The 15,830-nt window shown below is 58.9% G+C and carries 13 protein-coding genes; 2 read left to right on the top strand and 11 right to left on the bottom strand.

All coding sequences use genetic code 11. The features are described from left to right. Positions 1 to 726 precede the first annotated feature (726 nt). Genes CUN63_RS08170 through CUN63_RS08155 form a run of 4 tightly spaced genes read right to left on the bottom strand, consistent with a single transcriptional unit; the run spans position 727 to position 4,192 of the window. The gene (locus CUN63_RS08170; protein WP_008148962.1) at positions 727 to 1,884 is read right to left on the bottom strand and encodes a betaine/proline/choline family ABC transporter ATP-binding protein; all 1,158 of its coding nucleotides are present in this window, start codon (positions 1,882 to 1,884) and stop codon (positions 727 to 729) included. Then, a complete protein-coding gene (locus CUN63_RS08165) occupies positions 1,881 to 2,534 on the bottom strand; it encodes an ABC transporter permease (protein ID WP_008148960.1) in 654 nt (217 codons plus the stop codon). Before CUN63_RS08165 ends, CUN63_RS08170 begins: the two co-directional genes overlap by 4 nt. Before the next feature lie 12 nt (positions 2,535 to 2,546). After that, positions 2,547 to 3,455 (bottom strand): glycine betaine ABC transporter substrate-binding protein, encoded by a 909-nt coding sequence (locus CUN63_RS08160; RefSeq protein ID WP_129438557.1) that lies wholly within the window; start codon positions 3,453 to 3,455, stop codon positions 2,547 to 2,549. Positions 3,456 to 3,475: 20 nt separating this feature from the next. Further along, positions 3,476 to 4,192 carry an ABC transporter permease gene (locus tag CUN63_RS08155; protein ID WP_129438555.1) on the bottom strand — a complete coding sequence of 239 codons (717 nt, stop codon included), beginning with the start codon at positions 4,190 to 4,192 and terminating at the stop codon, positions 3,476 to 3,478. Positions 4,193 to 4,634: 442 nt separating this feature from the next. Here CUN63_RS08155 and CUN63_RS08145 point away from each other — a divergent pair, with 442 nt between their 5' ends. Next, complete coding sequence (locus CUN63_RS08145) at positions 4,635 to 6,218, top strand: peptide chain release factor 3 (RefSeq protein WP_129438551.1); 1,584 nt, start codon at positions 4,635 to 4,637, stop codon at positions 6,216 to 6,218. Between the two features lie 334 nt (positions 6,219 to 6,552). Beyond that, positions 6,553 to 6,798: a hypothetical protein gene (locus CUN63_RS08135; RefSeq protein ID WP_129438549.1), complete on the top strand. Its 246-nt coding sequence runs from the start codon at positions 6,553 to 6,555 to the stop codon at positions 6,796 to 6,798. A 188-nt stretch (positions 6,799 to 6,986) separates the two neighbouring features. On the opposite strand, the gene CUN63_RS08130 is transcribed toward CUN63_RS08135, so the two are convergent. The 7 genes from CUN63_RS08130 to CUN63_RS08100 form a co-directional block, all read right to left on the bottom strand. After that, on the bottom strand, positions 6,987 to 7,967 hold the full coding sequence (locus tag CUN63_RS08130; protein WP_129438547.1) for a peptide ABC transporter ATP-binding protein: 981 nt from the start codon (positions 7,965 to 7,967) through the stop codon (positions 6,987 to 6,989). Further along, positions 7,967 to 8,935 carry an ABC transporter ATP-binding protein gene (locus tag CUN63_RS08125; protein WP_129438545.1) on the bottom strand — a complete coding sequence of 323 codons (969 nt, stop codon included), beginning with the start codon at positions 8,933 to 8,935 and terminating at the stop codon, positions 7,967 to 7,969. The genes CUN63_RS08130 and CUN63_RS08125 overlap by 1 nt, the downstream gene beginning before the upstream one ends. Positions 8,936 to 8,945: 10 nt before the next feature. Next, on the bottom strand, positions 8,946 to 9,857 hold the full coding sequence (locus CUN63_RS08120) for an ABC transporter permease subunit (protein WP_046046053.1): 912 nt from the start codon (positions 9,855 to 9,857) through the stop codon (positions 8,946 to 8,948). 13 nt (positions 9,858 to 9,870) lie between these two features. Beyond that, positions 9,871 to 10,881 (bottom strand): ABC transporter permease subunit, encoded by a 1,011-nt coding sequence (locus CUN63_RS08115; protein WP_129438543.1) that lies wholly within the window; start codon positions 10,879 to 10,881, stop codon positions 9,871 to 9,873. 72 nt (positions 10,882 to 10,953) lie between these two features. Then, positions 10,954 to 12,549, bottom strand: a complete 1,596-nt coding sequence (locus CUN63_RS08110; protein ID WP_129438541.1) for an ABC transporter substrate-binding protein — start codon at positions 12,547 to 12,549, stop codon at positions 10,954 to 10,956. Positions 12,550 to 12,628: 79 nt separating this feature from the next. Next, entirely contained in the window at positions 12,629 to 14,044 is a 1,416-nt protein-coding gene (locus CUN63_RS08105) for an OprD family porin (RefSeq protein ID WP_129438539.1), read from the bottom strand. 174 nt (positions 14,045 to 14,218) lie between these two features. Beyond that, positions 14,219 to 15,820 carry an ABC transporter substrate-binding protein gene (locus CUN63_RS08100; RefSeq protein ID WP_129438537.1) on the bottom strand — a complete coding sequence of 534 codons (1,602 nt, stop codon included), beginning with the start codon at positions 15,818 to 15,820 and terminating at the stop codon, positions 14,219 to 14,221. Positions 15,821 to 15,830 lie beyond the last annotated feature (10 nt).

Genomic DNA, 15,830 nt, shown 5'->3' with positions numbered 1-15,830 from the left:
CCTACTGGCAAACTAGATTAATCAATGGGTGCGAGGGTGTGTCATCAATGAAATCGCGAGTGCGTTGCGCCTGAGCGCGTGCCAGGCAAGGCGCAGGCCGCCGCTCATGGTCATTCCCTTCGCAAGGCCTGCAACGCAGCATGGCGCGCGCTCAGGCACAACTCGAAGGGCCGGGCCTGCTTTTGCGCAGGGCTGCGTTGCTCGTCCCTTATTTGGAACAACCAAACCGCGGGCCTCGCGCCTTGCCCTGCGCAAAAGCAGGCTCCGGCGCACTCGTGATTTCATTGATGACACACCCTCCTGAACGTCCTCCGTATCCCCACTTTGGTTCGCCTACTTCCCAAGGCATGTCGCCGAAAGCAAAAAGGCCATGGGAAGCGGTGCTTTCCCTTGGCCTTGCTGTCTCGTCGTCAGTACTTGAGCCGGATGGATCGTTTCCAGCACGGACGTTCGGCGCGAACTTTAGGGCGTGAGGGGCTTGAGATCAACAAAAAATGTCGCGTTTTTACACGCATCCGTCGTGCGGTCCCGGACAGCTACTGATGTAACCGACCTGCATGACAGTGTGATGTTCCCGTAGAGGGGATATTTGAGGTGTTTCAGGCGGGATATGTGGTGCTGCCATTCGCGAGCAAGCCCGCTCCCACAGGGGATTTGTGTTGATGCATGGATTGCATGCAGATCACAGGTCCAATGTGGGAGCGGGCTTGCTCGCGAAGGCGTCGGTCAGGCCACCGCAGTCTCAGCCGGCGACACAATGCTGGTCTTGCCACCACGGGACTTGCCGGAGCTCAAGTACTCGGCAATCGATTCCTGGGTCACTTCCCCGAGGAACACCCGCTCGGCATCCATCACCGGCAGCCACGAGCGGTTGAACTCGTACATGCGCGACAGCAGGATGCGCAAATGCTCGTCAAACGCCGCCGTGGCGTTGAACTCGCGCAGGTATTGCGCGCAGGTGCCGGTCTGACGGTGCAGGTCGCGACGTCGTACGTAACCCAGCGCCTTGTTGTCGGCGCAAGTCACCACGACATAACGACGGTCCAGTTCGTCCATCAACTCCAGGGCCTCGGCCACCGGGGTTTCCGGGCTCACCGACGGTGCGTTGTCCGCCGCGTCCTCGGCTTTCACCAGCAACAAACGCTTGAGCGTGCTGTCCTGACCCACGAAGTTGCTGACGAAATCATCCGCCGGGTGTGCCAGCAACGTGTCCGGATGATCGATCTGCAGCAGCTTGCCGGCGCGGAAGATCGCAATCTTGTCGCCGAGCTTGATCGCTTCGTCGATGTCATGGCTGACCATGATCACGGTCTTGTTCAGCGCGCGCTGCATCTCGAAGAACTCGTTCTGGATCATTTCGCGGTTGATCGGGTCAACCGCGCCAAACGGTTCATCCATCAACAACAACGGCGCATCCGCCGCCAGCGCGCGAATCACGCCGATCCGCTGCTGCTGGCCACCGGACAATTCACGCGGGTAGCGATTCAGGTACTGCTTGGGTTCCAGCTTGATCATGCTCATCAACTCGCGGGCGCGGTCGTGGCATTTCTGTTTGTCCCAGCCCAGCAGACGCGGAACGATGGTGATGTTTTCCTCGATGGTCATGTTCGGGAACAGACCGATCTGCTGGATCACATAACCGATGTTGCGACGCAGGGTCACCGCGTCGAGATCAGTGGTGTCTTCGCCGTTGATCAGAATCTTGCCGGAGGTCGGCTTGATCAGGCGATTGATCATTTTCAGCGTGGTGCTTTTGCCGCAACCCGATGGCCCGAGGAACACACAGATCTCGCCTTCATTGACGGTCAGGCTTACCGAGTCCACGGCTTTCACATCTTTGCCGTTGCTTTGGAAGGTCTTGCTGAGGTTTTGAAGTTCGATCATTTCAGGAGTCCTTTTGGAGTCAGCGTGCGTTGCAGCCATTGCAGAAGCAGGTCGGCGAAGATGGCCAGGAGACTGACCAGCACGGCGCCGACGATCAGCATCGACATGTCGCTGCGGCTGATGGAAGCGAGAATGAGTACACCGAGGCCACCGGCGCCGATGGTGGCGGCGATGGTCATGACACCAATGTTCATGACCACGGCGGTGCGCACACCGGCGAGGATCACCGGCACCGCGATCGGCAGCTCGACCATGCGCAGGCGCTGGCCGAAGGTCATGCCGATGCCACGGGCGGCTTCGCGAATGCCGGGATCGACGCCGGTCAGAGCGAGGTAGGTGTTACGCATGATCGGCAGCAGCGAGTACAAAAACACCGCGGTGATCGCCGGCATCGGGCCCAGGCCCTGGCCGAACTTGGAGTAGAACGGCAGCAGCAGGCCGAACAGCGCAATCGACGGCACGGTCAGCAGTACCGTGGCGCTGGCTTGCAAGGGGCCGGCGAGGGTCGGGAAGCGCGTCATCAGGATGCCCAGCGGCACGCCGACCAGAATCGCCAGGGTCACGGCAATACCGACGAGGGTGATGTGCTGCCCGGTCAGTTGCAGGACCAGCGGCCAGTCGAGATGGGAAAAGGCGTTCAGAAATTCCATGTCTTTTCCTCCTTATTTGATGGGATGCTGGCGCAGGAAATCGGCGGCAACGGATGAAGGGCTTTCGTGATCGACATCGACCCGCGCGTTGAGCTGGCGCATGGTGACGTCGTCGAACAGTTCGGCCAGCGGCTTGAGTTCTTCGGCGAGTTTCGGATGGGCATCGAGGTAAACCTGACGCACCACCGGCGCAGCGGTGTAGTCCGGGAAGTAATGCTTGTCGTCTTCCAGCAGTTTCAGCTTGAAGGCGTTCAAACGACCGTCCGTGGTGTAGACCAGACCGGCAAACACCTGACCATTGCGCAGGGCGGTGTAGACCAGCCCGGCGTCCATCTGGCGGATGTTTTTGCGGGTCAGGTTCATGCCGTAGAGGTCGACCATGCCGTCCAGACCGTCGGAGCGGTTGGCGAACTCGGTGTCCAGGGCGACGAGGTGATTGGTCTTCGCCTCAGCCTGCATCACCGTGTTCAGCTCGCTGATGGTGTTGATCTGCGGATACGCTTTCGCGGTGCTTTCTGGCAGGGCGAGGGCGTAGGTGTTGCTGAATTTCGACGGGGTGAGCCAGATCAGGCCTTTTTTCGCGTCGAGTTCTTTCACCTTGGCGTAGGACTGAGCGCTGTCGAGCTTGTCAGTGATGTGGTTGTAAGCCACCAGCGAAACGCCGGTGTATTCCCACATCAAATCAAGCTGACCACTTTCGTGGGCGCTGCGGGCCAGGTTGCTGCCCAGACCGCCGGTCACCTGAGTGTCGTAACCCTTGGTGCGCAGGTATTGGGAGGTGATTTCCGCCAGCAGGGTTTGTTCGGTGAACACCCGGGCGCCGATGCGGATCACGGGTTTTTCAGCGGCTTGGGCAAATCCTGCGAACAGCAGGGCGCAGCCTAAAATTAAGCTACTGCCTTTTAAAAAAAGAGCTTTCATAGAGATTCCTTTGCCGAGGCTTAAGACGGGCGCAAGCCGCGTTCGAGCCAGAGGCGGCTGGCGAGTGTCACCAGGCCGTCGAGCAGCAAGGCCAGCAGGGCGGTGCAGGCCGCGCCGAGCAGCAGTTGCGGCTGATTATTCAGGGCGATGCCAGGGAAAATCAGGCTGCCCAGACTGTTGGCGCCAATCAGGAACGCCAGCGGTGCGGTACCGACGTTGATCGCCAGCGCCACGCGCACGCCACCGATGATGATCGGCACGGCGTTTGGCAGTTCGACCCGCCACAGCACCTGAGTCGGTGTCATGCCGATGCCGACGGCCGCTTCCTTGAGCGAACCCTGAACGTTTTTCAGGCCTTCGTAGGTGTTGCGCACGATCGGCAACAGCGAGGCGAGGAACAGGGCGAAGATCGCGGGGCCGCTGCCGATGCCGAGGATGCCCAGGGCGATGGCCAGTACGGCGAGAGGCGGCACGGTGTTGCCGATGTTGAAGATCTGCATGAAGCGTTCAGCGCGGCCCACCATGGTCGGGCGGCTGAGGAAGATGCCGGCGGGAATGCCCACAATGAGGGCGGCCAGCATGGAAACAAGGACAAGAATCAAATGGGCTTGCAGGTAAAACAACAAATCGTCGCGGTAATGTTCGATCGTGTTGATGCCAATCCAGTGGACCAGCAGGGCCAGAAGGGCGACGACAACCGCACCTCCTATCAGCCCCTTGCCATAGCGAATAGCCACAGGCGGACTCCTTTTTCTTTGTCGGCGAACGCAGTCCCGTGTGGCAATGCCATTCCTGGCTGCCGGGATAACAACGTTCGCGAGAAGCAGCTCTTCATGCTGATGAAACCGCATGAGATCGAGCCATAAGCGCAGCCTCGTCAGGCCAACTTGCTGATTTTTCAGCCCCTGATACGAGTGCCGTAACAGGGGAGTGGACGTCTGCACCTTTTAAAAGGTTCCATAATTAACAGCAAATAGCCACCGTAGGAGCTGCCGAAGGCTGCGATCTTTTGATCTTGATCTTCGGTGGTCTTAAAAAAAACAAGATCAAAAGATCGCAGCCTTCGGCAGCTCCTACAGGGGATGCGGTGTTCGGGAAGCCCTACGGACGGTGGTCCGTAGGTCACTTTTTAAGCTATACTCGCCGCCCTTTTTTGAATCACCTGCCAGGCGATTTCCCATGACCAAACAGGCCGCCGAAGTCGCGAAACGCCGCACTTTCGCCATCATTTCCCACCCCGATGCCGGTAAAACCACCATCACCGAGAAGCTCTTGCTGATGGGCAAGGCGATTGCGATTGCTGGCACGGTGAAATCTCGCAAGTCTGACCGCCATGCCACCTCCGACTGGATGGAAATGGAAAAACAACGGGGTATTTCCATTACCACGTCGGTCATGCAGTTCCCGTATCGCGAGCACATGATCAACCTGCTCGACACCCCGGGCCACGAAGACTTCTCCGAAGATACCTACCGCACCCTGACGGCGGTGGACTCGGCCTTGATGGTCCTCGACGGCGGTAAGGGTGTAGAGCCACGCACCATCGCGCTGATGGACGTCTGCCGTCTGCGTGACACGCCGATTGTCAGCTTCATCAACAAACTCGACCGTGACATCCGCGACCCGATTGAACTGCTCGACGAAATCGAAGCGGTCCTGAAGATCAAGGCAGCGCCGATCACCTGGCCGATCGGTTGCTACCGCGACTTCAAGGGCGTTTATCACCTCGCCGACGACTACATCATCGTGTACACCGCGGGCCACGGCCACGAGCGCACCGATGTGAAAATCATCGAGAAGCTCGACTCCGATGAAGCTCGCGCACACTTGGGCGACGAGTACGATCGCTTCGTCGATCAGCTGGAACTGGTGCAGGGCGCCTGTCACGAATTCAATCAACAGGAATTCCTCGACGGCCAACTGACCCCGGTGTTCTTCGGTACTGCACTGGGCAACTTCGGTGTCGATCACGTGCTCGACGCCGTGGTCAACTGGGCGCCGAAACCGTTGGCCCGTGTCGCCAACGAGCGCACCGTGGAGCCGGTTGAAGAGAAGTTCGCCGGCTTCGTGTTCAAGATCCAGGCGAACATGGACCCGAAACACCGCGACCGCATTGCCTTCATGCGTATCTGCTCCGGCAAGTACGAAAAAGGCATGAAGATGCGCCACGTGCGCACCGGCAAAGACGTGCGGATCGGCGATGCGCTGACCTTCTTCTCCTCCGAGCGTGAGCAACTGGAAGAAGCGTTTGCCGGCGACATCATCGGTTTGCATAACCACGGCACCATCCAGATCGGCGACACCTTCACCGAAGGCGAAGTCCTGGGCTTCACCGGTATCCCGCACTTCGCCCCGGAACTGTTCCGTCGCGTGCGCCTGCGCGATCCGCTGAAATCCAAGCAACTGCGCCAGGGTCTGCAGCAATTGGCGGAAGAGGGCGCGACCCAAGTGTTCTTCCCGACGCGCAGCAACGACATCATCCTCGGCGCCGTCGGTGTGCTGCAGTTCGATGTGGTCGCCAGCCGTTTGAAAGAGGAATACAAGGTCGAGTGCTCTTATGAGCCGATTACGGTCTATTCCGCGCGCTGGATCGATTGCAGCGATAAGAAGAAGCTCGAAGAATTCCAGATCAAGGCTGTGGAAAACCTCGCCATCGACGGCGGTGGTCACCTGACCTACCTGGCCCCGACGCGGGTCAACCTGGCACTGATGGAAGAGCGCTGGCCGGACGTGAAATTCCGTGCGACGCGTGAGCATCACTAAGCTCTGAGCTGAGAAACCGGAAACCCCGATGCGTGAGCCCCGGGGTTTTTTATTGCCAACTCGGTCTCATGTGGGAGCGGGCTTGCTCGCGAAGGCGGAGTGTCAGTCGACATCAATGTTGGCTGATAGACCGCCTTCGCGAGCAAGCCCGCTCCCACAGGGATCATCGCTGTTAGTTGGTTTGGAGATAACCCTTATTCAAAACCAATCTCCCTGCCAATGGCATTCCGTCCATTCGTTAGCGTCCTATCTGGAGAACCGCGCTGATCGGAACTAAATTTCATTCAGTGCCACACAGACACCCACGCTTCACTTATGCAGGATGGATTCGGCTATGAGCATTTTTCAACGCATTGTGCTGTTGCTTAAGGTTTTGGTGATGCTGTCGGTTGGCATGTCGGCAGCGTGGGCGGAGTGCCCGGACCACGGTGAGCAGGCCTCGAGCGGGCGGGTGACGCACACTGCCCTGATGATCGCCAAATCCGAATCGGAGCCGGGCGATCAAGATCAGGGTGGCAGCGCGGGCGATGACGACTCGACCACCGACGAACCGGACCCCGACGAGGATGAAGGGGCTTAAATAACAGCCAAAAGAAAACCCCTTCTGACCGATTGATGCGCAATCGAAGCAGAAGGGGCTATTGAACAGGTCATGTATCCCTGTGGGAGCGGGCTTGCTCGCGAAAGCGGTATGTCTGGCACATTAATGGTGACTGACACTCCCTCTTCGCGAGCAAGTCGGATCGCCGCACCGCCGCTCCCACATTTTTATGCCACGCCGTCGAGAAACTGCTCGGCGTAGTGGCAAGCCACCTGGCGGCTGTCGAGCAGGCGCAGGGCCGGCTCTTCAGTGCTGCAGCGCTCGGTCGCGTACGGGCAGCGCTTGTGGAATGCGCAGCCGGACGGCGGGTTCAGCGGGTTGGGCAATTCGCCGACGATCTTGATTTTCGGCTTGTTCGGGTCCGGGTGAATGGTTGGGGTGGCCGACAGCAACGCCTGGGTGTACGGGTGCAGAGGACGCTCGTAGATGTCGTTCTTCGGGCCCATTTCTACCGGGCGACCAAGGTACATCACCATCACGTCATCGGCGACGTGTTGCACCACCGCCAGGTTGTGGGAGATGAACACGTAAGCGGTGTTGAACTCTTGCTGCAAGTCCATGAACAGGTTCAGCACCTGCGCCTGAATGGACACGTCCAGCGCCGAAGTCGGTTCATCCGCGACCAGCACTTTAGGCTGCAACATCATCGCGCGGGCCAGGGCGATCCGCTGGCGCTGACCACCGGAGAACATGTGCGGATAACGCTGGTAGTGCTCAGGACGCAAGCCCACCTGCTTCATCATCGCCTGGACTTTCTCGCGACGTTCAGCAGCCGACAGGTTGGTGTTGATCAGCAGCGGCTCGGCCAGTTGATCACCGACTTTTTGCCGTGGGTTCAACGATGCGTACGGGCTCTGGAACACCATCTGCACGTCTTTGCGCAGTTGCTTGCGCTGGGCCTTGTCAGCGCCGGTGACTTCCTGCCCGGCGATTTTCAAGGAGCCGGAGGATGGCTCTTCGATCAGCGTCAGGGCGCGGGCCAGAGTGGATTTGCCGCAGCCCGATTCGCCTACAACGGCGAGGGTCTTGCCGGCTTCCAGTTCGAACGACACACCGTTCAGGGCGCGAACGGTCGCATGGCCCTTGAACAGGCCGCGGGACACTTCGTAGTGACGGGTCAGGTCGCGGGCGGTAAGTACGACGGCCATTACGCCACCTCCTGATTCAGCGGGTAGAAGCAGCGGGCGAGGCTGTTGCTTTTCGGGTCAAGGGTTGGACGTTGCTGACGGCAGGTATCCTGCACGTACGGGCAACGCGGCGACAGCAGGCAACCCTGCGGACGGTCATAACGACCGGGAACGATGCCCGGCAGCGTCGCCAGGCGCGTGGCGCCCAGGCTGTGTTCCGGAATCGCCTTGAGCAGCGCTTCGCTGTACGGGTGCGCCGGAATGTCGAACAGCTGAGGCACCTGACCCACTTCGACCGCTTGGCCGGCGTACATCACGCACACGCGTTGTGCGGTTTCGGCCACGACCGCAAGGTCGTGAGTGATCAGCACCAGGCCCATGTTCTGTTCTTTCTGCAGTGCCAACAGCAGGTCCATGATCTGGGCCTGAATCGTGACGTCCAGTGCCGTGGTCGGTTCGTCGGCGATCAGCAATTTCGGTTCGCCGGCAATCGCCATGGCGATTGCAACACGCTGGCTCATACCACCGGACAGTTGATGCGGGTAAGCATCCATACGGCTGGCGGCACCCGGGATTTCAACTTTTTCCAGCAGTTCGATGGCGCGTGCGCGGGCTTGCTTGCCGGACATTTTCAGGTGCAGGCGCAGCACTTCTTCGATCTGGAAACCGACGGTGTAGCTCGGGTTCAGCGCGGTCATCGGGTCCTGGAAGACCATCGCCAGGTCTTTGCCGACAATCTGCCGACGCTGACGGTTGCTCAGTTTGAGCATGTTCTTGCCGTCGAAATTCAGGGCGTCGGCGGTGACGATCCCCGGATGTTCGATCAGGCCCATCAGCGCCATCATGGTCACGGACTTGCCGGAACCCGATTCGCCAACGATGGCCAGAACTTCGCCCTTGTCCACGGTAATGTCGAGACCGTCGACCACCGGAACGGCGTTCTTGTCGCCGAAGCGAACGTTGAGATTCTTGATTTCTAACAATGACATTTAAATCTCCTCAGGCGGCGTTCTTGAGTTTCGGGTCCAGCGCATCGCGCAGGCCGTCGCCCATCAAGTTGATTGCCAGCACGCTGAGCAAAATGGTCAAACCAGGCAGACTTACCACCCACCAGGCGCGTTCGATGTAGTCACGAGCAGAAGCCAGCATGGTGCCCCACTCAGGGGTTGGCGGTTGAACGCCAAGGCCGAGGAAGCCCAGTGCGGCGGCATCGAGAATCGCCGAGGAGAAGCTCAGGGTGGCCTGAACGATCAGCGGCGCCATGCAGTTGGGCAGCACGGTGACGAACATCAGGCGTGGCAGATTGGCACCGGCCAGGCGCGCGGCGGTCACGTAGTCGCGGTTCAGTTCGCCCATCACCGCGGCGCGGGTCAGACGAACATAGGACGGCAACGAAACCACGGCGATGGCAATAATGGTGTTGATCAGGCCAGGGCCGAGGATGGCGACAATCGCCACCGCCAGCAGCAGGGACGGCAGGGCCAGCATGATGTCCATCAGACGCATGATGGTCGGACCGAGCAAGCGCGGGAAGAACCCGGCGAACAGACCCAAAAGGATGCCCGGAATCAGCGACATCACCACCGACGACAAGCCGATCAGCAGGGACAGGCGCGAACCGTGGATCAGCCGCGACAGCAGGTCGCGACCCAGTTCATCGGTGCCGAGCAGGAACTGGATTTGCCCACCTTCCAGCCAGGACGGCGGGGTCAGCAGGAAGTCGCGGTACTGCTCGCTCGGGTTATGCGGTGCTACCCACGGGGCGAACAGTGCGCAGAAAATCACCAGCAGCATGAACAGCAGGCCGGCGACGGCGCCTTTGTTCTTGGAGAACGCTTGCCAGAATTCTTTGTATGGAGACGGATACAGCAGGCTTTGATCGACTGCTACCGCTGGAATTGAAGTGGTCATGGTCATAATGATCTCAGCGCTGGTGACGAATGCGTGGGTTGGCAAAGCCGTAGAGGATGTCCACCACGAAGTTGACCAGAATCACCAGGCAGGCGATTAACAGGATGCCGTTCTGCACCACGGGATAATCCCGTGCGCCAATGGCTTCGATCAGCCATTTGCCGATGCCGGGCCAGGAGAAGATGGTTTCGGTCAGGACCGCACCGGCCAGCAATGTGCCGACTTGCAGGCCGACCACGGTCAGTACCGGAATCAGCGCGTTACGCAGGCCGTGAACGAACACCACGCGCGACGGCGACAGGCCTTTGGCGCGGGCGGTACGGATGTAGTCTTCACGCAGCACTTCGAGCATCGAAGATCGGGTCATCCGCGCGATTACCGCCAGCGGAATGGTGCCGAGCACAATGGCCGGCAGGATCAGGTGATGCAGGGCATCGAAGAACGCACCGACGTCATCGGCCAGCAGCGTGTCGATGAGCATGAAACCGGTCCGCGGCTCGATGTCGTAGAGCAGGTCGATCCGCCCGGACACTGGTGTCCAGCCCAGGGACACCGAGAAGAACATGATCAGGATCAGGCCCCACCAGAAGATCGGCATCGAGTATCCCGCCAGGGAGATGCCCATCACCCCGTGGTCGAACAGGGATCCTCGCTTGAGTGCCGCAATCACCCCGGCCAGCAGGCCCAGGACGCCAGCGAACAACAGGGCGGCCATGGACAGTTCCAGGGTCGCGGGGAATAGAGACGTGAATTCGGTCCAGACGCTTTCACGGGTACGCAGGGATTCGCCGAGATCGCCGTGGGCCAGTTTGCCAACGTAATCCAGGTATTGGGCATACAGGGGTTTGTTCAGACCTAGGCGTTCCATTGCCTGAGCGTGCATTTCGGGGTCGACTCGACGTTCGCCCATCATCACTTCCACGGGGTCGCCTGGAATCATGCGAATCAACGCGAAAGTCAGCAAGGTAATGCCGAAGAACGTGGGGATCAATAACCCCAATCGGCGGGCAATAAAACTAAACATCTTGTGGTGTACCTCATCAGCCGGTTAGGCGTGCCCGGCATTCCTGGGTCAGGAATGCCGGTAGTTTCTTATCTACTTCACCTGGGTGGTGGCGAAGTTATTAGTGGTGAGCGGGCTAATGTGATAGCCCTCTACGTTGTTGCGCATTGCGGTGAACATACGGGTGTGGGCCATGCTGATCCAAGGTTGGTCCTGGTTAAAGACTTCTTGGGCTTGCTCATAGAGCGCTGCACGTTCCGCCGGGTTTACTTTAGCCCTTGCTTCGTCGATCAGCGCCTGGAACTTTTCATTGCACCAGCGTGCGTAGTTTTCGCCGTTTTTGGCGGCCTCGCAACTGAGCATAGGCGTCAGGAAGTTATCCGGGTCGCCGTTATCGCCGGCCCATCCGGCAGACACCATGTCGTGCTCGCCGTTTTTCGCGCGTTTGAGCATTTCGCCCCATTCCATGACGCGAATATCGACCTTGATCCCGACCTTGGCCAGGTCAGCCTGCATCATCTGCGCGCCGAGCATCGGGTTCGGGTTGGTTGGACCGCCGCCGTTACGGGTGAACAGGGTGAACGTGGTGCCTTCTGGTACGCCGGCTTCCTTGAGCAGGGCGCGAGCCTTGTCCAGATCACGTGGCGGATTCTTCAGGTCGTGGTTGTAGCCCAGCAAGGTGTCCGGGTACGGATTGACTGCCACGGTCGCATTGCCTTTGCCAAACAGCGCGTTGACGTATGCGGCCTTGTCGAAGGCGATATCGATGGCTTTACGTACGCGAACATCGCTCATGTACTTGTGCGAGGTGTTCATGGCGATGTACGAGACGGTCATCGCGTTCAGTTCATCGACACTCAGTTTGGCGTCTTTCTTGATGCTCGGAATGTCATCTGGCTTGGGATACAGCGCAATCTGGCATTCGTTGGCTTTCAGTTTTTGCAGGCGTACGTTGTTGTCGGTGGCGATGGCCAGAATCAACGAATCAGCCGGTGGCTTGCCACGGAAGTAATCCGGGTTGGCCTTGAAGCGGACCTGAGCATCCTTGGCATAACGCTGGAAGATGAACGGGCCGGTACCGACCGGTTTGTTATTCAGGTCGCCGGTCTTGTCGGCCTTGAGCAGTTGGTCGGCATACTCGGCGGAGTAGATCGAGGAGAAGGCCATGGCGATGTCGGCCAGGAACGGCGCTTCGCGGCGGGTCAGGGTGAAGGTGACCGTGTTGTCGTCGATCTTCTCGACACTTTTGAGCAGTTCCTTGAAGCCCATGCTTTCAAAGTAAGGGAAGCCCACGCTCGACAGTTTGTGCCACGGGTGATTCGGGTCCAGCTGACGCTGGAAGCTCCAGACCACGTCGTCGGCGTTCATGTCGCGGGTCGGCTTGAAGTATTCGGTGGTGTGGAACTTGACGCCTTTGCGCAGGTGGAACGTGTAGGTCAGACCGTCCTCGCTGATGTCCCAGGAATCGGCCAGTGCCGGAATCACTTCAGTGGTGCCGGGCTTGAAGTCCGCCAGACGATTGAAGATGGTTTCGGCCACTGCATCGGCGGTGACTGCAGTCGTGTACTGGACCATATCGAAGCCTTCCGGACTGGCTTCGGTGCAGACCACCAGGGGTTTGGCCGAGACGCCAACAGCGACACTCAGCAACGCGGCCGCGATGGCCGCACGTAGGGGAAGCATTTTCATCAAAGAACCCTCTGCAATCGGTTGAACTGAAGAAAACCAAACGGCCGACTCGTCATGAGTCAGCCGCAGGCGTGCGTTTTTACAGAATGTTGAACGGGATGGTGGTCACGAGACGGAACTCGTTGATGTTGCCGTCCGACTGGTTTTCACTGGCGCGGTGCGTGGTGTAGGTCGCGCGAACAGTGGTGGCCTTGAGTGGGCCGCTTTGTACGGCGTACGAAGTACCGATGCCGTATTCGTAATGGTGTTCGCCGTCCATCGTCTGCACGCTGGCGTACTCGCCGCCTTTGTTATGAGTACCGTCGATGCCCCAGCCGCGAGCCTGGTAGATATTGAACTTCAGGCCTGGCACGCCGTATTCGGCCATGTTCAAGCCGTAGGCGATCTGGAAGGATTTCTCGTTCGGGCCGTTGAAGTCCGACAGCAGGGAGTTGGCCAGGTAAATGCCGTTGGTTTCGTGCAGATAGTCGAAGTACTCGTTACCGTTCACTTCCTGGTAGGAGAAAGTCAGGCTGTGGGCCTGGTGGGTCAGGCCGAGCGACAGGGAGTAGGTGTCGTTGTCGATCTCGCCCAGTACGGCTTTGCCTTCGTCGACGGTTTTGTAGTAGTTCAGGCCAGTGGTCAGGCTCAGTACCGAGCTGTCACCCAATACGTGAGTGGCGCCGAAGTAGTACTGGTTCCACATGTCTTCGGCCTGGGTGCCCCACAGGCTGGTGGTCAGGCTGGCGAACGGCTGGTAGGTGATGCCACCGGTGTATACGTGATCGATTTCAACGAGGTGGTCGGCGTATTCCGCGCGGAATTTACGCTGGCTTTCTTCGGTACGCGGTGAGTTGCGATCGAAGGTGGCCAGGTCGAACGACAGGTTCTCCAGCTCTTCGCTGTGGATCGCCACACCTTCGAAGCTCGAAGGCAGTGCACGGTTGCCGATTACATCGACCTGCGGGCTGCTGAAGTTCATGCGGCCGGCGGTCAGGGTGGTGTTGGAGAAACGTGCCTTGACGTTGGCCAGACCCAGTTTGCTCCATTGGCCTTGGGCGTCGCCGCCTTCTTTGGTCAAGGTACGGTTATTGCCAGGCCGCTCCCTATCGAAGGGTACACCGCCATCGGCAGAGGCCAGACTCTTGCGATCACGTTCCAGGGCAATAGCGTTGTATGCCGCGACTTCAGTGCTGAAGCCGACGGTACCCTCGGTGAAGCCCGAGTTGTACTTCAGGATGGTGCCTTGAACCCAGTTGATACGACGGTCAGTCGTCTGCAACGCACCGTCTTTGTTGTAGCGGAACTTGCCTTCGCGCTTCAGTTGCTCGTTGGCATACCAGTTACGTGTGGTGCCAGTGAGCGACTGGCCTTCGACAAAGCCAGTGGCTTCACTCTGAGCACTTTTCTCTTTCACGGTAACCGGGGTGTACGCCTGGCTCTGGGTTTCTGCGTACGCCGAGGCGGTTACGCTGCTGATGGCCAAGGCCAGTAACGCGGTGCTACTCAGTTTCATGGGGTGAAGCTCCTTTCTTTCTTTTTTTTAATGCCGGTCTTTTTTGGTGGTCCGGCTATTTGGTTTAGAACTCATTCAAGGCATCGCAAACGGTTGCTGTAGGCCGGATTGACGAATTACGGCAATACGCTTGCGTGAGGGCGGAATCCGCCCCCAGCGTTTTTGGCTAATCGGTTATTTTTCTATGCTGACGCCCGAGAACACGTTACGACCGAAAGGACTCACCTTGAATCCTTCGATTTTGGCGCTCAACGGCTGGTTAACCGTCGAGTGGGCGACTGGCGTAATCGGCACCTGCTGCTTGAGGTACTGTTGCGCCTGTTTGTAAAGCACGGTGCGCTGGTCGCGGTCGGTGACGACCTTGGCCTGTTTGATCAGCTTGTCGTAAGCCGGATCACACCACATGGAGTAGTTGTTGCCGCCAATGGCGTCGCAGCTATAAAGCGTGCCGAGCCAGTTGTCCGGGTCCCCGTTGTCACCGGTCCAGCCAATCAGGCTGATGTCGTGTTCGCCATTCTTGGTGCGCTTGATGTACTCGCCCCATTCGTAGCTGACGATCTTCACTTTGAGGCCGATTTTCGCCCAGTCAGCCTGGAGCATTTCGGCCATCAATTTGGCGTTGGGGTTGTACGGGCGCTGGACCGGCATGGCCCAGAGGGTGATTTCTGTACCTTCCTTCACGCCGGCAGCCTTGAGCAGTTCCTTGGCTTTTTCCGGGTTGTAGGCGGCGTCTTTAATGGTCTCGTCGTAGGACCATTGGGTCGGCGGCATGGCGTTGACCGCCAGTTGACCGGCCCCTTGATAGACCGCGTTGAGAATCCCTTGCTTGTTCACCGCCATGTCCAGCGCCTGGCGCACTTCGAGCTGGTCGAAAGGCTTGTGGCGCACGTTGTAGGCGATGTAACCGAGGTTGAAACCGGGCTTCTCGATGAGCTTGAGTGTCGGGTCGTTTTTCAACGCAGTCACGTCGGCAGGGCGCGGGTGCAGGGTGATCTGGCACTCGTTGGCCTTGAGCTTCTGCACCCGCACCGAGGCGTCGGTGTTGATGGCGAAAATCAGGTTTTCAAGCTTGACCCGGCTCGGGTCCCAGTACTGCTTGTTGCCGGTGTAACGGATGTTGGAGTCTTTCTGGTAGCTCTTGAACACGAACGGCCCGGTGCCGATCGGCTTCTGGTTGATGTCGCTCGGCTTGCCGACCGCCAGCAGTTTGTCGGCGTATTCGGCGGACAGGATGGCGGCGAAACTCATGGCGATGTTCTGGATGAACGCGGCGTCTACGCTGTTGAGCGTCATGACCACGGTCAAAGGCCCGGTCTTCTCGACCTTGGCGATGTTCTTGTTCAGGCTCATCCCGTTGAAATACGGGAACTCGGTCGGATAAGCCTTACGGAAAGGTTGCTGTGGATCGAGCATGCGATTGAACGTGAACAACACGTCATCGGCGTTGAAATCACGGGTGGGCGTGAAGTATTTGGTTGTGTGAAATTTCACCCCTTCGCGCAGGTGAAAAGTGTACTTGAGGCCGTCCTCGGAAATATCCCAGCGAGTGGCCAGGCCTGGTACGACGTTGGTGGCGCCTTTTTCGAACTCTGCCAGTCGGTTGTACAACGGCTCGGCGGCGTCATTGTCGGTCGCGGTCGTGTACTGCGCGGTGTCGAAGCCAGCAGGGCTGCCTTCGGAGCAGAACACCAGGCTGTTATTGGCGGCCTGGCTGATGGAAGTGGCGGCCAACAGGCCGGTGCCCAGCAATGCGGATAAAACCAAGGTATGGCGCATGACGCTCCCT

Origin of the sequence: Pseudomonas sp. ACM7 (genome assembly GCF_004136015.1) — a bacterium.
Lineage (GTDB): Bacteria > Pseudomonadota > Gammaproteobacteria > Pseudomonadales > Pseudomonadaceae > Aquipseudomonas > Aquipseudomonas frigoris.
The sequence above is the reverse complement of the archived record's forward strand: the minus strand, read 5'-3'. Positions and strand labels throughout refer to the sequence as shown.